Below are 16735 nucleotides of genomic sequence, written 5' to 3' on the forward strand. Positions count from 1 at the left end.
TCTACTCAATGAGGAGGGTCATGTCAGCAGTGAAAGGTGCAACAAGCGACATCATCGAAACCAACATCCCCGGGCGGATGGATCGGCTGCCGTGGTCCAGATGGCATTGGATGATCGTCATCGGCCTCGGCACCGTCTGGATCCTGGACGGACTGGAGGTCACGATCGTCGGGGCGATCGGGGACAGCCTCACGCAGCCGAATGGCGGCCTCGGCATGTCCACAGCGGACATTGGCGTCGCGGCCGCGGTCTATGTAGCAGGCGCCTGCGTCGGGGCCCTTGTTTTCGGCCATCTCACGGACAGGTTCGGGCGGAAGAAGCTCTTTCTGCTCACCCTCGGGCTGTATCTGCTTGCCACTGTGGCCACAGCGTTCTCCCTCAACCCGATGTGGTTCTTCATTTGCCGCTTCTTCACCGGTGCGGGCATTGGCGGGGAGTATGCGGCGATCAATTCCGCGATAGACGAGCTCATCCCGGCAGCTCGTCGCGGCGTCGTGGATTTGGCCATCAACGGCTCCTTCTGGCTCGGCACGGCATTCGGCGCATCGCTTTCAGTGCTGTTGCTCAACCCGAGCATCTTCGCGCCCGGCATCGGCTGGCGTCTCGCCTTCGGCCTGGGAGCGTTTCTCGGCCTGCTGATCCTGCTCGTGCGGCGAAATGTTCCTGAATCGCCCCGTTGGATGTTCATCCACGGACGGGACAAAGAAGCGGATCGGCTCGTGCGCGCCATCGAGGACGACGTCGAGGAGGCCACAGGGGAGAAGCTGTCCGAAGTCCACGAGACGCTCAAGGTCCGCCAGCGCAAGTCGATCGGCTTCGGCGTCATCATCAAGACGGCTGTGCAGCGCTACCCGAAGAGGGTCGTCCTGGGCCTGTCGCTGTTCATCGGCCAGGCGTTCCTCTACAACGCGGTGTTCTTCACCTACGCGCTCGTCCTGACAAAACTGCTGAACGTCCCCAGCGACGTCGCCCCATGGACGCTGGTTCCGATTGCGGTCGGCAATTTCCTTGGACCACTCGTCCTGGGCCGCTTCTTCGACAGCGTCGGGCGCCGCACGATGATCTCCGGCACCTACATCGCATCCGGTGTCCTGCTTGCCGGCACCGCTTTCATTTTCTCCGGAGGGGCGCTGGACGCCTTTTGGCTCACCGCCTGCTGGATGGTGATTTTCTTCTTCGCTTCCGCCGGTGCAAGCTCCGCCTATCTGACCGTGAGCGAAATCTTCCCGATGGAGACAAGGGCCATGGCCATCGCCTTCTTCTACGCCGTGGGCACCGGCCTGGGTGGCATGATCGGCCCCATCCTGTTCGGCCGATTCGTCGAGCAGGGAATTGGAGCGGTCGCCTTTGGGTACCTTATCGGCGCCGTCCTGATGGTCGCCGCCGGCGTCGTCGAGATCGTGTTCGGAGTTGAGGCAGCCGGACGGTCGTTGGAGGACATCGCTGCACCGATCACCGCCCAGATGGATGAAACGCCGGCCTGACGACTTCCAATAGTTGCCAATATTTGGCAATCGGTTGTCAAGTGGGCGCATTGCTGACTAGACTCAAGGGCGAACGCACGCCCGTGAATCTACGACTTGGCGCCACTTGCCGCCACGCGGGCGAACGGATCCAAAGGAGATTTCCGTGACCGAAGCCAAAGCCGTGTGGAGCCTTTCTGGTTTCGGCGACGAAATAGATCCAGATCCCGCGGTCCAGGCCGCAGTCCTGCAGGCCCTCGGTGCCGGCCATATCGAAGTGCGCAGCGCGTGGGGCACCAATGTCTCCGCGCTGGAACCGGAAGAGGTTGAGCGGCTCAAGGCCATCCTGGACGGGAAGGGACTGAAGGTTTCCGCGGTTGCGAGCCCCATCGGCAAAATCGACGTCAGTATTCCCGTGGAACAAGAGCTCACCCGGCTACGCCGGATTATTTCGGTGGCCAAAGGCCTCGACACCAAATACATCCGCATCTTCTCCTTCTACCGGGCCGACGGGCAGAGCGCGGAAGACATCCGCGACTCAGTCATGGAGCGCCTGACCGCACTCACGAACGAGGCGGCCGCATCCGGCGTCGTGCTCCTGCATGAAAACGAAAAGGGCATCTACGGCGACACACCGGAGCGCGTCCTGGACATCATGGAGACCGTCGATTCCCCTTCATTGCGGATTGCCTGGGACAGCGCCAACTTTGTCCAGGTGGGCGTCAAGCCCTACACCGAGGGTTACGCCCTGCTGCGCCCGTATCTGGAGTACTTCCAGGTCAAGGATGCGGTGGCCGGCACGGGCGAAGTAGTACCCGCCGGGGAAGGCGACGGCGAATTGGACGCCACGATTGCCGCGCTCAAGGCCGATGGCTTTGCCGGATTCGTTTCGCTCGAACCTCACCTGGCAAGCACCCACGAGCTCGGCGGATTCTCCGGACCCGCGGCCTTCGGCGCGGCAGCGCGCGCCTTTGCGGCACTCGCAGCCAAGAACGGTGTTGCCCTCGCCTGAGGGCCTGTAGGTTCAAAGGAAAACATCTTTCGAGGGAGAAGAATGCCTACAGCAGCAGTCATCGGTTGCGGCGATGTATCGAGCGTGCACTTCGGCGCAATCGCCAAGATGGACGGCGTTGAACTCGTGGCGGTCTGCGAAACCGACGCCGGGCGCCTCGAGACGGCAACGGGCGCCTACGGCGTAGTGGGGTACGCGGACCACCTGGAGATGCTCGAGGCGGTGAGGCCCGACGTCGTGCATATCTGCACACCGCACCACCTGCATGCCTCGCTGGCCGCCGACTGCCTTGAGCGCGGAATCAACGTCATTGTCGAGAAGCCACTTGCCCACACCCTTGAAGAGGGTCGCCGGCTGGTCGAGGCGGCGGAACGGAGCACGGCGAAGATCGCCGTCTGTTTCCAGAACCGCTACAACGCGACGTCGCAAGCCATGCGGAGAATGCTCGACGACGGCGGACTGGGTCGGGTTCTCGGCGCTTCGGCAACCGTGATGTGGCACCGGACGGCCGAGTACTACCGGGACAGGCCGTGGCGCGGCACCTGGGCTGAAGGGGGCGGAGGACTCATGATGAACCAGGCCATCCACACGGTGGATCTCCTCCAGTGGCTGGTAGGCGACGTGACCAAGGTTGAGGGGCACGCCTCCACCCGCTCGCTCGGCGGCGTGATCGAGGTGGAGGACACGGCGGAATTCATCGCCGGGCACGCCAATGGTGCCACCAGCGTCTTCTATGCCACCCTGGCCAACGCCACCAATGCACCCGTGACGCTCGACATCGTGACCGAAAACGCCACCCTCAGCCTCCGTGGCGACCTTGTTGTCAGCTACGCCGACGGCAGGGTGGAGACCGTCCCGGAACGTGCCTTGGAATCGGGTGGGCGCGCATATTGGGGCGTATCCCACGAACTCCTGATCAAGGACTTCTACGCCAAGCTCGGGGACCCTGCTCCGTTCTGGATCAGCCCTGCCGAAGCCGAAAAGTCGCTCAGGATCGTCAAAGACATCTATGCCCAGAGCTACCCGGAAATCTCCGGGCAAGTGGGCTAACCACGCGGCCCGTGAGGGCCCGACTATCGGAGGACAAAGTGGCCAAAATCGGCGTACAGGCAATGATGCTGAAGGGCAGTTTTGCCGAAGCCGGAGCGTTTGAAACGCTCCGCAAGGTCAGCGCGATCGGGTACAACGCCGTCGAGATCTCCCAGATCCCGATGACACAGGAAAACGTTGCCGATCTGGATCGCTCACGCAGCGAACTGGGCATGGACATCGCGGCCCTTTCGGTCGCCATGGAAACACCCAAGGGCATGCCGGGCGACTCGCTCAAAGACCACTTCGACAAGATCGTGGACGACGCAAAGCGACTCGACACCCGCCTCCTGCGGATTGGCATGATGCCGTTCCCGGCCATGAAGTCGATCGACGCCGCAGTGGACTTCGCGAAGCAAGCCAACGAATACGCCGAACGCCTGCGCGAACACGGCATCGGCATGTACTACCACAACCACCACATCGAGTTTGCAAAATTCGACGGCAAATACATGCTGGACATCATTGCCGAAAACTCCCCGGCCATGGGCATGGAGATCGACGTGCACTGGGTGCAGCGCGGCGGCCTGGACCCCGTCCGGACCCTGGCAAAGTACGCCGGACGCACTGCCATGGTCCACCTGAAGGACTACCGGATCGGTGGGTTGCCGGAGCAGGCGTTCGGGCTCCTGGAATCGGGAGACGTCGCGGGCTTCATGGCCGAGTTCAAGAACGTGGTCCAGTTCGCCGAAGTGGGGGAAGGCAACCTTGACTTCCCGTCCATCATTCCCGCGGCCCAGGCTGCCGGCGCGGAGTACCTGCTCGTGGAGCAGGACGAGCTTTACGGCCCCACTGTATGGGAAGCGCTGCAGACTTCCTACGACAACCTGGTGGCCATGGGCCACGCCGACCTCTTCTAATCCCTCAACAACGGAGATCCACTCATGAGCAAGAAAGTACGTCTTGGCATCATCGGCCTGGGCCAGCAGGGCGGCACGTACGCCAAGTTCATCACTGACGGACTGGTCCCGAACATGGTGATCGGCGCCATCTGCGACACCGATCCTGCAAAGAAAGAACTGACAGCTTCGCTGTACCCCGACGCGCCCTTCTACGACGACTACATTGCGATGCTTGAAAGCGGCGACGTCGACGCGGTTGTCACGTGCGTGCCCCACTACCTGCACCCGGAAATGGGCATCGAATCCCTCAAGCGCAACATCCACGCGCTTGTCGAAAAGCCTGCAGGCGTCTACACGAAGCAGGTCAAGGAGCTCAACGAGTTCGCGGCCTCCAAGCCCGAGCTTTCCTTCGGCATCATGTTCAACCAGCGCAACAACCAGCTTTACAAGAAGCTCAAGGAGATCGTCGACAACGGCGAGATCGGGGCCATCCGGCGCACCAATTGGATCATCACCAACTGGTGGCGTCCGCAGGGCTACTACAACTCCAGCGAATGGCGCGCCACGTGGGGCGGCGAAGGCGGCGGCGTCCTGGTCAACCAGGCACCCCACCAGCTCGACCTGTGGCAGTGGATCTGCGGCGTGCCGAAGTCCGTCTACTCCAAGGTGGCTTACGGATTCCGCCGGGACATCGCCGTCGAAGACGAGGTCACCGCCGTCGTGGACTACGGCAACGGCGCCACCGGCGTGTTCGTCACGGCCACGCACGACCTCGTGGGCACGGACCGTTTCGAGATCCTGGGCGACCAGGGCAAGATCGTGGTGGAAAACAGCAAGACCGCCACGGTGACCCGGCTGGTCAAGCCGGAGCGCGAACTCAGCGACGGCATGGACATGGACGATGTCCGCAAGCTCTTCATGGGCGAATTGAAAGCACAGGACTACTACACCACCGAGGTCATCGAGTTCGAATCGGCCTGGGGCGGACAGCACGCCGGCGTCTTGGAGAACTTCGCAGCCAACATCCTGGACGGCACTCCGTTGTTGGCGCCGGGCTCGGACGGCATCAAAGGCGTCCGCTTGGCCAACGCCATCCACCTCTCGAGTTGGACCGGCAGGGAAGTCTCCCTGGACTTTGACGAGGACGAGTACATGCGCGAGCTCAACAAGCGCATCAGCGAAGAAGGCAAGTTCGCGGAACGTTCCTAGCCGGCGGGGCCAGTGGGGCACTTAAGCAGGACGGTCGCCGGCCGAATGGTTGGCAACCGTCCTGCTTTTGTTGCCATGCCAGATTACGATGGAGCCGTGACTGAAGCGACGAACTCCGGGGCAGTAACTTCCCCCGCCAAGCGCGGACGCGGGGAGAAATCCTCGCCCACCATCTACGACATCGCGAGGCTCGCGGGAGTCAACCCGTCGACGGTCTCCCGCGCGCTGAGCAAGCCGGGCAGGGTCAGTGCCAAGACCCAGAAGATCATCGAGGACGCCGCCGAACAGCTGAACTACCGGGTGAACCCCTTCGCCAGGGCACTTCCCACCGGCCGCACCCAGACGATCGGACTGATTGTCGCGGACATCACCAACCCGACGTTCTTCGATATCATCCGCGGTGCGGAAACCACAGGGTCTGCCCGGGACTACACCCTGGTGCTTGCCGAGTCTGCAGAGTCCCCTGAAACCGAGCTCGTTGCGGCCCGCAGGATGTTGAGCACAGTGGATGGCCTCATTTTGGCGAGTCCGCGCATGGACGACGAAAAGATCCTGGCCTTGGCCGCGGACAAGCCGGTGGCCGTGATCAACCGCGAAATCGAGGGAGTCCCCTGTGTGGTCCCCGACGTCAACAAGGGCATTAGCCAGGCCGTGCGGAGCCTCGCCGCCAACGGCCACCAGGAGCTCGCTTATGTTGCCGGGCCACCGCAGTCGTGGATGTCGGGCCGCCGCTGGGAAGGCGTCCAAGCAGCCTGCGATTGGTACAAGTTGGGGGCGGTCCGCTTGGAATCGTCCAAGCCAACCGTCGACGGCGGCCGCCAAGTAGCGCGCGACGTCCTGGCGAGCGGCGCGACGGCGGTCATCACCTACAACGATCTCCTCGCCATAGGCCTCATGCAGGAGCTCCAGGCCGCCGGGATGCACGTTCCCGACCAAATCAGCATTGTGGGCTTCGACGACATCTTCGGGGCAGACTTCACGACGCCGCCGCTCACCACTGTGAGGTCGCCTTTGGGGGAGTGCGGTTCCCGCGCTGCCACCCTCCTGCTGGACATGTTGCTGGGCCAGGATGGCCCCGCGGGAGCCGTCCGCGTGGACACGGAGCTCGTGGTGCGCGGTTCCAGCGGACGGTTGATCGCGTAGGTTCAAGCGATCCGTGGGTCGGGTTGCAACGGGATGGCAATAGTTGGCAACCGGTTGACAGATCGGTTCTTCCGACCGAAAATTGACCTATGTCACAGTCGATCGCAGCCAATCCTGACCGGCTCCTGCCCGCGGATCCCGGGACGCGCAGCATTGCGCACTCCCTGCTGGAGCGCGTCCAGGACCTGCCCATCATCTCTCCGCACGGCCACGTTGACGCCGCCGTCATCGAGCACAACACCCCGTTCCCTGATCCGGCAGCGCTCCTCGTCAGCCCGGACCACTACGTCACCCGGCTGATCCACGCCAGCGGAGTCCCCATGGACAAACTGCTCTCGGGGAGCGCCAGCGCGTCCGAATCGCGGGAGATCTGGCGGACGTTCGTCCAAGCCTGGCCCCTCTTCGAGGGCACGGCGTCCGGATATTGGCTGCGCACGCAGTTCGAGAGCGTGTTCAAGCTGGGTGCGGATCTCGGCGAGATGTCTGCCGACGCCAGCTACGACGCCATTGCGGCCAAGCTCGTTGAGCCCGACTTCCGGCCCCGCCAGCTCTTCAAGGACTTCAACATCGAGGTTCTGGCCACCACGGACGACCCGCTGGACAGCCTGGCGAGTCACAAGGCGATCGCCGACGATCCTTCGTTCAACGGCCGCGTGCTTCCGACCTTCCGTCCGGATGCCTACCTGAACATTGCGCACCCGGCATGGAGCGCCAACGTCGAGCGGCTTGTCGATTCCGCCGGCGACGGCGCCAGTGGCTACGCCGGTTACCTCAAGGGCCTGGAAAACCGCCGTCGTTATTTCGTGGAGCATGGCGCGGTCTCCGCGGACCACGGCGTCGCAACCCCGGCAACGCTCAAGCTGGACCGGACCGAAGCCGAGCGGATCTTCGAGCTTGCCCGTGCCGGCAAGGCCACAGCCGAGGACCGCAACACCTTCGAAGCCCACATGATGTACCAGATGGCCAGGATGTCGGTCGAAGACGGCCTGGTCATGACCATCCACCCTGGCTCCTTCCGCAACCATCACCAGCCCACCTTCGAGGCCTACGGCGCGGACACCGGGCACGACATCCCGTTCGCCACGAACTACACCGAAGCCATCCGGCCGCTGCTCCAGGACTTCGGCACGGCCAAGGACTTCCACTTGGTCCTGTTCACCTTGGACGAGACGGTGTTCTCACGCGAACTGGCCCCGCTGGCAGGGTTCTACCCCTCCGTGTACCTCGGCGCGCCGTGGTGGTTCCTCGACGCGCCGGACGCCATGCTCCGCTTCCGCTCCGCCGTCACCGAAACCACCGGCTTTTCGCGGTCCTCGGGCTTCATCGACGACACCCGCGCATTCTGCTCCATCCCTGCGCGGCACGACGCCTCCCGCCGGATCGAAGCATCCTTCCTCGCCCGCCTCGTGGCCGAGCACCGTGTCAGCGAAGACCGCGCCCATGAAATCATCGTCGACGTCGTCGACGCCTCACCCCGAAGGGTCTTCAAGCTGTGACCAACGAACCCGGGCAAACCCCGGACCTTCCCCGCTTGAGCCGTGCCGTGAGGCCCATCGGCAAAGCCCCCGTCCGCATCGTGCACATGGGACTGGGGGCGTTCCACCGCTCCCACCAGGCCTGGTACACACAGCATGCAGGCGACGCGGCAGAATGGGGCATCGCCTCCTTCACCGGCCGTCGCCCGGATGCCGCCGAGGTCCTGGCTGCCCAGGACGGCCTGTACACCGTGGTGGAGCGCTCGGACGCAGGTGATTCCTTCGAAGTCATCGGCAGCATTGTCGAGGCAGTCGACGGTGCCGACGTCGAGCGCTTTGTCGACCTCGTCGCCGCGCCCCTGACCTCCCTCATCACGCTCACCATCACCGAGGCTGCTTACCGGCTCGGGGCCGACGGCAAGCTCGACAACCAAGCGCCCGACGTCGTCGCGGACCTCGCCGTCCTCGCCGGCGGTTCTGCTTCCGGCAAGCCGACGACGCCGCTGGGCAGGCTCGTGCTGGGCCTCGCCGCGCGCCGCGATGCCGACGCCGGTCCCCTCGCCGTGGTTTGCTGTGACAACCTCTCCAGCAACGGCACCGTTGCCAGAAGCGCCGTGATGGGGATGGCCAAGGCGTTCGACGCCGGACTCGCCGCCTGGATCGACGCCAACGTCAGCTTTGTCAGTACCTCTGTTGACCGCATCACGCCGCGAACGACGGACGCCGACATCGACGCCGTCGCCGCCGCGTGCGGCTACCGCGACGAATCACCCGTGGTCGCCGAGCCTTTCCTCAACTGGGTGCTCAGCGGGGACTTCCCCGCCGGGCGACCGCACTGGGAAGACGCCGGCGCCGTTTTCGTGGACGAGATCGAGCCGTACGAGAACCGCAAGCTGTGGCTCCTCAACGGCGCCCACTCGCTGCTCGCCTATGCAGGCCAGCTGCGTGGACACAAGACCGTGGCAGAAGCCCTCGCGGACGATTTCTGCCGAGGGGCAGTGGAGGACTTCTGGGACGAGGCGGCCTCCAACCTGCCGGGTGAGGACCTGCACATCCCTGAGTACCGGGCGGCCCTCTTGGAACGCTTCGGGAATTCCCGGATCGCCCACCACCTGGCCCAGATAGCCATGGACGGCAGCACCAAGCTGCGCATGAGGGCACTGCCTGTGCTCCGTGCCGAGCGCGCCGCCGGCCGAAGGGGCCAGGCCGCTGCTCGAATGATCGCGGCCTGGACTGCCTACACCGCCACGGCAACAGGGCTCCAGGATCCGCAGGCGGCAGACATCGCAGCCGCGAACCTCCTGCCCGGCCGTGCCCGGCTCGAGGCCCTGCTCGGCCTCGTGGATCCGGACCTGGTTGCCGACACCGCGATCGTGGACCTCGTTGAGGGTTTGGCCGAGTCCTTCGCGGCCGCTGGCAACCTTAGCTAGTCCGCAGGCACTCTCGACGGCGCCCGTTGCCTTCCCCGTGAAGGCGGCGGGCGCCGTCGTTTAGGCCCGCATAAGTGAGCGAGGGTCTGCCGGACGCACGTCATATATGAGCGAGCGTTTGGTAAGGCTGACGCCCGCTCAGGTATGTGGGGTTTTCTCCAGATGCGCGCTCATATATGTGGCACTTTTCCGCAACGCCCGCTCAGGTATGTGGGGTTTTCCCCCGGCGGATTCAAGTGGTCGTTGCAACACGTCCTTATGCTGCTGATTCTTCCAGAATGTGTTGGAGGGCTTGTGCGGGGGTTTTCCAGCCGAGGGTTTTGCGCAGGCGTCCGTTGAGGCCGGCGGCTGCGTAGTCGAGCTCCTCGCGGGTCACGGCTGTCAGGTCCATGCCTTTGGGGAAGTACTGGCGCAGGAGTCCGTTGGTGTTCTCGTTCGTGCCGCGTTGCCAGGGTGAGTGCGGGTCGCAGAAGTAGACATCGGCCCCGGTGGCGATCTTGACGCGTTCGTGGATGCCGACCATTTCCGCGCCCTGGTCCCAGGTCAGGGACCGGCGCAGCACCTCGGGCAGGGTCGGCAGGGTGTCCTGGATGGCAGCCAGGACCTGCTCCCCGGTGTGTCCGTGGGGCAGGTGCAGGAGCATCACGAATCGGCTGGTGCGTTCCACGAGCGTCCCGATCGCCCCGGTGCCGGGGGTACCGATGATCAGGTCTCCCTCCCAGTGGCCGGGAACCGCACGGTCATCGGCTTCGGCCGGGCGTTCGCTGATCAGCAGCTCTTTCGGGACCCGGGGCCGGCGCATCCCGGGGCGTCTGTTCGGTTGCCGCACCGCCCGCCCGGTGCGCAGGGCTGCGGCGAGTTCGGCCCGCAGGCCCCCGCGTCCCTGGATGTAGATGCACTGGTAAATGGTCTCGGGGCTGATGCGCATGCTTTCATCATCGGGGAAATCGATCCGCAGCCGGGCACTGATCTGTTCCGGGGACAACCGTTCCCGGCAGCTCAGCATCCCGGCGACGTAAAGGGCCAGGGCCGTGTTCACCGCTAGTTTCCGGGCCTTGGGGCGGCGGGCCTGCTTCTGCGCGCGGCTCTGCGCCGTGGAGGCAAGATAGGGGCGCCGGCCCCCGTTGCGGATGTTCCGGTCCAGTTCCCGGCTGATCGTGGACGGGCTCCGGCCCAGACGACGGCCGATCTCCCGTATCCCGCACCCCTGCGCCCGCCACACGGCGATCAACTCACGCTCATCGAAGGACAAGAACCGCCCGCACGCGGGCTCAATCGAAGGATCCACCCCACCATGCTGACGGACAATCCTGCTGGCAGTCCCTTCCGAGAACCCCGCAACCCCTGCCGCGGCCTCATCAGAAAACCCCGAGGACCGGGCCGCCCAGAACACCCGCACCACCTCACGCAACACCTCAGGCCGACCAACACGCACCACAACACCCACCAATCACTCAGGTGTTGCAACGACCCCCTGAACCCACCCCCGACGCTCGCTCAGATATGTGGGGTTTTCTCCTGACGCGCGCTCAGGTATGTTGCGTTTTCCCCTGACGCTCGCTCACGTATGTGGCACTTTCCCGCCACGCTCGCTCACCTTATGTGAGCGGGGGTTTGGCAGCGAGGGGGCATATGTGAGCGGGGGTTTGGTGGGACGGACGCTGGATCCGCGGTGATGCGGAAATGTTCATGGAAACATTTGGCAACCGCTTGCCCAATGATTGCCGGCATGTCTAAAATTACATCAAGCTTCAACTATTTCAGGCCTGGTTCGACCGAAGCCTTTCCATCATCGCAAGCCGGAACGTGGGATCCCGGCAAGGGTAAAGGAGCCCGCAATGAACAAGCTCAGCAAACTCAGCATCGTAGGCTATGGGGCTGGCGACGCCGCCAACAACCTTGCCTTCACTACTGCCACCATGTTCCTGCTCGTCTACTACACCGACGTCGCAGGCATTTCCGCGGCGGCCGCCGGGACCCTGTTGCTTACCGTCAGGATCTTCGACGCCTTCGCTGACGTCTTTGCCGGACGGTGGGTCGACCGCGCGTACAGCAAACGCTTCGGAAAATTCCGCCCATTCATCATGTTCGGCTCCATCCCGCTGCTGCTCCTGAGTGTCGCAGCCTTCTCCATTCCGCAGATTGGCGAAACGGGGATGTTGCTCTACGCCTACGTAACATATGCTGCCCTCGGCCTGGCCTACTCGTTGGTGAACATCCCGTACGGTTCGCTGGCCGGCGCGATGACGCAAGATCCGGGGGAGCGGGCAAAACTGGGATCCGCCCGCATGGTCGGCGCCCTTTTGGTTAGTTCCGCGTTGGGTATCTTCGTGGCTCCGCTGATCAAGCCCGGCGCCAACCTGCAGTCCACGTTCACCATCATTACCCTGGTCTTCGTCGTGATCGGCGCAGCGCTGTACTTCTTCACGTTCCTCACCGCCAAGGAGCGCGTTCACCGGGCAGTCCCCAAGGTTTCCTTCAAGCAAAGCATGGCGACGCTCAAGACCAACCGTCCGCTGCTTATGCTGTGCCTGAGTTCCTTCCTGTTCCTGACCGGCTACATGGCGCTGTCCTCGGTGCAGCTCTACTACTTGCGTGACGTACTCGGTCGGCTGGATCTCTACGCCGCCCTCGCGATCGTCCAGCTCGTGGTGACCTTTGCCCTCGCCCCGCTCATGCCACGGCTGGTCCGAAACTTCGGCAAGAAGACCATTTACGTGGCTGCCGGAGTCCTCGCGATCATCGGTGGCGCAATCGTCTTCTTCGCTCCGGCCGCCATGGTCTGGGTCGGGTTCTCCGGGCTGCTCTTGAGCATGCTGGGCGTCATGGCCGTCAACATCGTGGTGTGGGCCTTGGAGGCTGACACGGTCGAATACGGCGAATGGAAGACCGGTGTCCGGACTGAAGGCATCACCTATGCGCTGTTCTCTTTCACCCGCAAGACTGGCCAGGCCGTCGGCGGAGCCCTTGCCGCATACGCACTCGCGGCGGGCGGCTATAAGTCGGGCACTGCGCACAGTGCCGAATCCCTGCAGGCCATCCAATTTGCCGCAGGTGCGCTGCCTGCCGTCATGACCATCCTCGCGATCGTCGTCATGGCCAAATACAAGCTGAGCGACGCGTTCCATGCGCAGATCCTGGGCGAAATCAAAGCCCGCCGGTCCCTCGAAAGTTCCGGCGCCGAGCCAATCGGCGGGGAACGCACTGCCGGGAATCCTGGCGGGCGCGCCGTCGCGGAAACCTCCCCGGTGTCCGGTGGACCTGGAAAAATCTCGACGAAATAATACTGCAACCGGTTGCCAATAATTGTCATCCATCCTAAGATCGTCTTTACCCGCCCTGTGGTGCACGTCGCATCCGGGCCAGGCCAGCCCTCGATCAGCAACCCTGAAAGGACCAGCTGTGAAAATCATTGCCGCTGAAGTGTTCGTGACCAGCCCTACCCGGAACTTCGTGACCTTGCGGATCACCACCGAGGACGGCGTGACCGGCATCGGCGACGCGACCCTGAACGGCCGTGAACTCGCCGTGGCCGCGTACCTGAAGGAACACGTCGCGCAGCTGCTGATCGGCAAGGACCCGCACCGGATCGAAGACACCTGGCAGTTCCTCTACCGTTCCTCGTACTGGCGCCGCGGTCCGGTCACCATGGCCGCGATCGCCGCCGTCGACATGGCCCTGTGGGACATCAAGGGCAAGGTGGCCGGGCTGCCGGTGTACCAGCTCCTGGGCGGTGCCTCCCGCAACGGGCTGCGCGCGTACGGCCACGCCTCGGGCGCAGACATCCCTTCCCTGTTCGACTCCGTCCGGGAGCACCTGGAACTGGGTTACAAGTCCATCCGTATCCAGACCGCCATCCCGGGCATCAAAGCCGTGTACGGCGTGGCCGCGCAGGCGCAGGCCTCGGGTGAGCGCTACGACTACGAGCCCGCCGGCCGCGGTGCGTTCCCGCAGGAAGAGGACTGGGACACCCGCGCCTACCTTCGCCACCTGCCCACCGTCTTCGAAGCAGTGCGCAACGAATTCGGCCCGGAAATCCCGCTGCTGCACGATGGCCACCACCGCATGACCCCCATCCAGGCCGCCAAGCTCGGCAAGGCCTTGGAACCGTACGACCTGTTCTGGCTCGAAGACTGCACCCCGGCCGAGAACCAGGAAGGGCTCCGCCTCGTCCGCCAGCACACCACCACACCATTGGCCATCGGTGAAATCTTCAACACTGTCTATGACTTCCAGACGCTCATCAAGGAACAGCTCATCGACTATGTCCGCGCCGCGTCCACGCACTTCGGCGGGATCTCGCCGCTGAAAAAGGTGATGGACTTCGCCGCCCAGTACCAGATCAAGTCCGGCTTCCACGGCCCTACCGACATTTCCCCCGTCGGTTTCGCCGCGCAGCTCCACGTGGGCCTGGCCATCCACAACTACGGCATCCAGGAGTACATGCAGCACTCGGACAAGACCAACACGGTCTTCGAGCAGTCCATGACCTTCACCGACGGCTACCTGCACCCGGGCGACAAGCCGGGCCTCGGCGTCGAATTCAACGAAGAAGCCGCCAACTCCTTCCCGTACCAGCAGGCCTACCTGCCCTACAACCGACTCGTGGACGGCACCGTCCATGACTGGTAAGAACGTCGCCACGGCCGGCGACCCCAGCGCCGAAGCGAACAAGCCGCGGCGCATTGTTGTGATGGGCGTCTCCGGTTGCGGCAAGACCACCATCGGGGACCTCGTCGCCCGTGCGCTGGGAGTTCCGTTCCTCGACGGCGATTCGCTCCACCCGGTGGAAAACGTTGCCAAGATGGCCGCAGGCACGCCCCTGACCGATGAAGACCGCTGGCCCTGGCTCGCGACCGTGGGCACCGAACTAGCCAACGCCGGCGACGGCGGGCTGGTCCTCGCGTGCTCTGCCCTCCGGCGCAGCTACCGGGATGCCATCCGCGAGAAGGCGCCCGACACCGTTTTCCTCCACCTTCATGGCAGCAAAGAGGTTCTGAGGGAACGGACAGAGGGCCGTTCCGGCCACTTTATGCCGCCCGCGCTGCTGGACTCACAGCTCGCCACCCTGGAACCGCTCGACGACGACGAAGCCGGGTTCGTCGTCGACATCGCCGTCCCAGTCAGCGAGGTGGTCGCCGAGGCGCTCGCCGGGATTGCCGCCGTCGCAGGCTCCAAAGCTCCGGCGGGTGACAGCGGCGTCGGCGCCGTGGGCACCCAGGCGCGGCAGTTCGACGTCGACCTCCAGTCGGCGCCGTTCAACCTCGACGACGACGCCGTTGCCTGGGTGGACTCCACCATCCGCGGCATGAGCCTCGAGGAGAAAATCGGGCAGCTCTTCATCAACCACAACAACGATTACTCCCCGGAGTATCTCGACGGGGTGTTGGAGAACTATCACGTCGGCGGGATGAGGTACCGGCCGGGTCCATCTGCTGCTGTCCAGCAACATATCCGCTATGCCCAGTCCAAGACGCGCATCCCGCTGCTGGTCGCCTCCAACCCGGAAATGGGAGGAGCGGGAAGCTGCGACGACGGAACTTTCGTGTCGACCCACCTGCAGGCCGGTTCCCACCCGGACAAGTCCATTGCGAGGAAAATGGGCCAGGTGGCCGGCGTGGAAGCTGCGGCTTTGGGCTGCAACTGGGCGTTCGCGCCGATTGTGGACATCCACTACAACTGGCGCAACACGGTCATCTCCACCCGGGCATTCGGCAACACACCGGAAATCGTGGTGGAGCGCGCCAAGGAGTACTTCGACGGCATCAGCGAATCTCCCACTGTCTGCGCCATCAAGCATTTCCCGGGCGACGGGGTGGACGAACGCGACCAGCACGTGGTCACGTCGTACAACACGCTCGGGTACGCGGAGTGGAATTCCAGCTACGGACACGTTTACCGGGAGATGATCGGCCACGGGGTCCAATCCATCATGGTCGGACACATCGGGGCTCCTGAGCTCACGCGGCATTTCCGGCCGGGGACAGAAGACAGGGATATCCTGCCGGCCACCCTTGCTCCGGAGCTTCTGCAGGACCTGCTCCGTGGCGAGCTCGGCTTCAACGGACTGATCCTCACTGACGCATCGCAAATGGTCGGACTCACCCAGGCAAGGAAGCGCAAGGATCTCGTTCCAGCCACGATCGCCGCGGGTTGCGACATGTTCCTGTTCTTCCGCAACCCGGCGGAAGACTTCCAGTACATGTTGGACGGTTACAAATCCGGCGTGATCTCTGATCAGCGCCTGCATGACGCGTTGCGCCGGATCCTGGGGCTGAAGGCCAGCCTGGGGCTGCACAAGAAGCTGCCGGAAGAATTGACGCCGTCGGCCGAGGCGCTGCGGCTGATCGGCAGCGAGGCCCACCTCGCCGTCGCCGCCGAAATCGCCGACAAGACCGTCACGTTGATCAAGGACACCGCCGGCAACCTGCCCATCACGCCGGAAACCCACAAGCGGATTCGCCTGTATGGCATTTCCGGCGGATCCGATTTCACCCGGGCGGACCCGCTGGCCTACTTGGATACGGTCAAGGAGGAACTTGAAACCGCCGGGTTCGAGGTCCACCTCTTCAAGACGGCGGAGCAACGTGAAGCCGCGGGGGAGTCGGGCGTGAACTTCATGAGCGTCATCTCCGACGAAGCCACCGGCGATTATGCGGACAAGTACGATGCCGCGTTCGTCTTCGCCAACGTCAAGGGCTTCGCCCAGGAGGCGGCGATCCGCATCAAATGGTCCAGCCCCATGGCGGCGGAGATCCCTTGGTACGTCACGGAAGTCCCCACGGTGTTCGTCTCGCTGAACCAGCCGAACCACTTGATCGATGTGCCGATGGTCAAGACGGCCATCAACGCCCATGCGGGGACCCGCGAGGCGATCCGGGCTACGATCCAGAAAATCCAGGGCAAGTCCGAGTTCCAGGGGACGTTCAACGAGAACGTGTTCTGCGATTCGTTCGACACCCGGCTTTAGGCCGGCTCTAGCGGGCGGCGGCCACTTCCCAGCGGCATGGGGAGTGGCCGCCTCTCGCGCCTATGAGCTAGGGAGTTCGAATCTCCTGACCTCCATATTGTC

The 16735-nt window shown here is 63.9% G+C and carries 12 protein-coding genes; 11 read left to right on the forward strand and 1 reads right to left on the reverse strand.

Annotated features, from left to right (window positions below; all coding sequences use genetic code 11):
* Positions 1-20: 20 nt before the first annotated feature.
* The 8 genes from ACSBOX_RS05485 (at position 21) to ACSBOX_RS05520 (ending at position 9663) form a co-directional block, all read left to right on the forward strand.
* The gene (locus ACSBOX_RS05485; RefSeq protein WP_442545134.1) at positions 21-1484 is read left to right on the forward strand and encodes an MFS transporter; all 1464 of its coding nucleotides are present in this window, start codon (positions 21-23) and stop codon (positions 1482-1484) included.
* A gap of 145 nt (positions 1485-1629) precedes the next feature.
* Complete coding sequence (locus tag ACSBOX_RS05490; protein WP_442545135.1) at positions 1630-2475, forward strand: sugar phosphate isomerase/epimerase family protein; 846 nt, start codon at positions 1630-1632, stop codon at positions 2473-2475.
* 42 nt (positions 2476-2517) lie between these two features.
* A complete protein-coding gene (locus ACSBOX_RS05495) occupies positions 2518-3525 on the forward strand; it encodes a Gfo/Idh/MocA family protein (RefSeq protein ID WP_442545136.1) in 1008 nt (335 codons plus the stop codon).
* 11 nt (positions 3526-3536) lie between these two features.
* Entirely contained in the window at positions 3537-4424 is an 888-nt protein-coding gene (locus tag ACSBOX_RS05500) for a sugar phosphate isomerase/epimerase family protein (RefSeq protein ID WP_442545137.1), read from the forward strand.
* 24 nt (positions 4425-4448) lie between these two features.
* Positions 4449-5615 (forward strand): Gfo/Idh/MocA family protein, encoded by a 1167-nt coding sequence (locus ACSBOX_RS05505; protein WP_442545138.1) that lies wholly within the window; start codon positions 4449-4451, stop codon positions 5613-5615.
* Between the two features lie 96 nt (positions 5616-5711).
* Positions 5712-6758 carry a LacI family DNA-binding transcriptional regulator gene (locus tag ACSBOX_RS05510; RefSeq protein ID WP_442545139.1) on the forward strand — a complete coding sequence of 349 codons (1047 nt, stop codon included), beginning with the start codon at positions 5712-5714 and terminating at the stop codon, positions 6756-6758.
* Positions 6759-6847: 89 nt separating this feature from the next.
* Positions 6848-8254 carry a glucuronate isomerase gene (gene uxaC / locus ACSBOX_RS05515; RefSeq protein WP_442545140.1) on the forward strand — a complete coding sequence of 469 codons (1407 nt, stop codon included), beginning with the start codon at positions 6848-6850 and terminating at the stop codon, positions 8252-8254.
* An 86-nt stretch (positions 8255-8340) separates the two neighbouring features.
* Positions 8341-9663, forward strand: coding sequence for a mannitol dehydrogenase family protein (locus ACSBOX_RS05520; RefSeq protein ID WP_442545966.1), 1323 nt, complete (start codon positions 8341-8343; stop codon positions 9661-9663).
* 256 nt (positions 9664-9919) lie between these two features.
* On the opposite strand, the gene ACSBOX_RS05525 is transcribed toward ACSBOX_RS05520, so the two are convergent.
* Positions 9920-11113, reverse strand: coding sequence for an IS30 family transposase (locus ACSBOX_RS05525; RefSeq protein WP_442545141.1), 1194 nt, complete (start codon positions 11111-11113; stop codon positions 9920-9922).
* Positions 11114-11501: 388 nt separating this feature from the next.
* On the opposite strand from ACSBOX_RS05525, the gene uidB reads away from it, so the two are divergent.
* From uidB to ACSBOX_RS05540, 3 genes are all read left to right on the forward strand, one after another.
* The gene (gene uidB, locus ACSBOX_RS05530) at positions 11502-12947 is read left to right on the forward strand and encodes a glucuronide transporter (protein ID WP_442545142.1); all 1446 of its coding nucleotides are present in this window, start codon (positions 11502-11504) and stop codon (positions 12945-12947) included.
* 118 nt (positions 12948-13065) lie between these two features.
* Complete coding sequence (gene manD, locus ACSBOX_RS05535) at positions 13066-14295, forward strand: D-mannonate dehydratase ManD (RefSeq protein WP_059387443.1); 1230 nt, start codon at positions 13066-13068, stop codon at positions 14293-14295.
* On the forward strand, positions 14285-16633 hold the full coding sequence (locus ACSBOX_RS05540) for a gluconokinase, GntK/IdnK-type (RefSeq protein ID WP_442545143.1): 2349 nt from the start codon (positions 14285-14287) through the stop codon (positions 16631-16633). The genes manD and ACSBOX_RS05540 overlap by 11 nt, the downstream gene beginning before the upstream one ends.
* The last annotated feature ends 102 nt before the right edge of the window (positions 16634-16735 follow it).

Origin of the sequence: Arthrobacter sp. KN11-1C (assembly GCF_052180225.1) — a bacterium.
Classification (GTDB): Bacteria; Actinomycetota; Actinomycetes; order Actinomycetales; family Micrococcaceae; genus Arthrobacter.

What these genes read in the sequence shown, in the direction of transcription:
- ACSBOX_RS05485 (WP_442545134.1), top strand. Translation starts at nt 21, where the DNA reads ATGTCAGCAGTGAAAGGTGCAACAAGCGACATCATCGAAACCAACATC.
- ACSBOX_RS05495 (WP_442545136.1), top strand. Translation starts at nt 2,518, where the DNA reads ATGCCTACAGCAGCAGTCATCGGTTGCGGCGATGTATCGAGCGTGCAC.
- ACSBOX_RS05505 (WP_442545138.1), top strand. Translation starts at nt 4,449, where the DNA reads ATGAGCAAGAAAGTACGTCTTGGCATCATCGGCCTGGGCCAGCAGGGC.
- uxaC (WP_442545140.1), top strand. Translation starts at nt 6,848, where the DNA reads ATGTCACAGTCGATCGCAGCCAATCCTGACCGGCTCCTGCCCGCGGAT.
- ACSBOX_RS05520 (WP_442545966.1), top strand. Translation starts at nt 8,341, where the DNA reads ATGGGACTGGGGGCGTTCCACCGCTCCCACCAGGCCTGGTACACACAG.
- uidB (WP_442545142.1), top strand. Translation starts at nt 11,502, where the DNA reads ATGAACAAGCTCAGCAAACTCAGCATCGTAGGCTATGGGGCTGGCGAC.
- ACSBOX_RS05540 (WP_442545143.1), top strand. Translation starts at nt 14,285, where the DNA reads ATGACTGGTAAGAACGTCGCCACGGCCGGCGACCCCAGCGCCGAAGCG.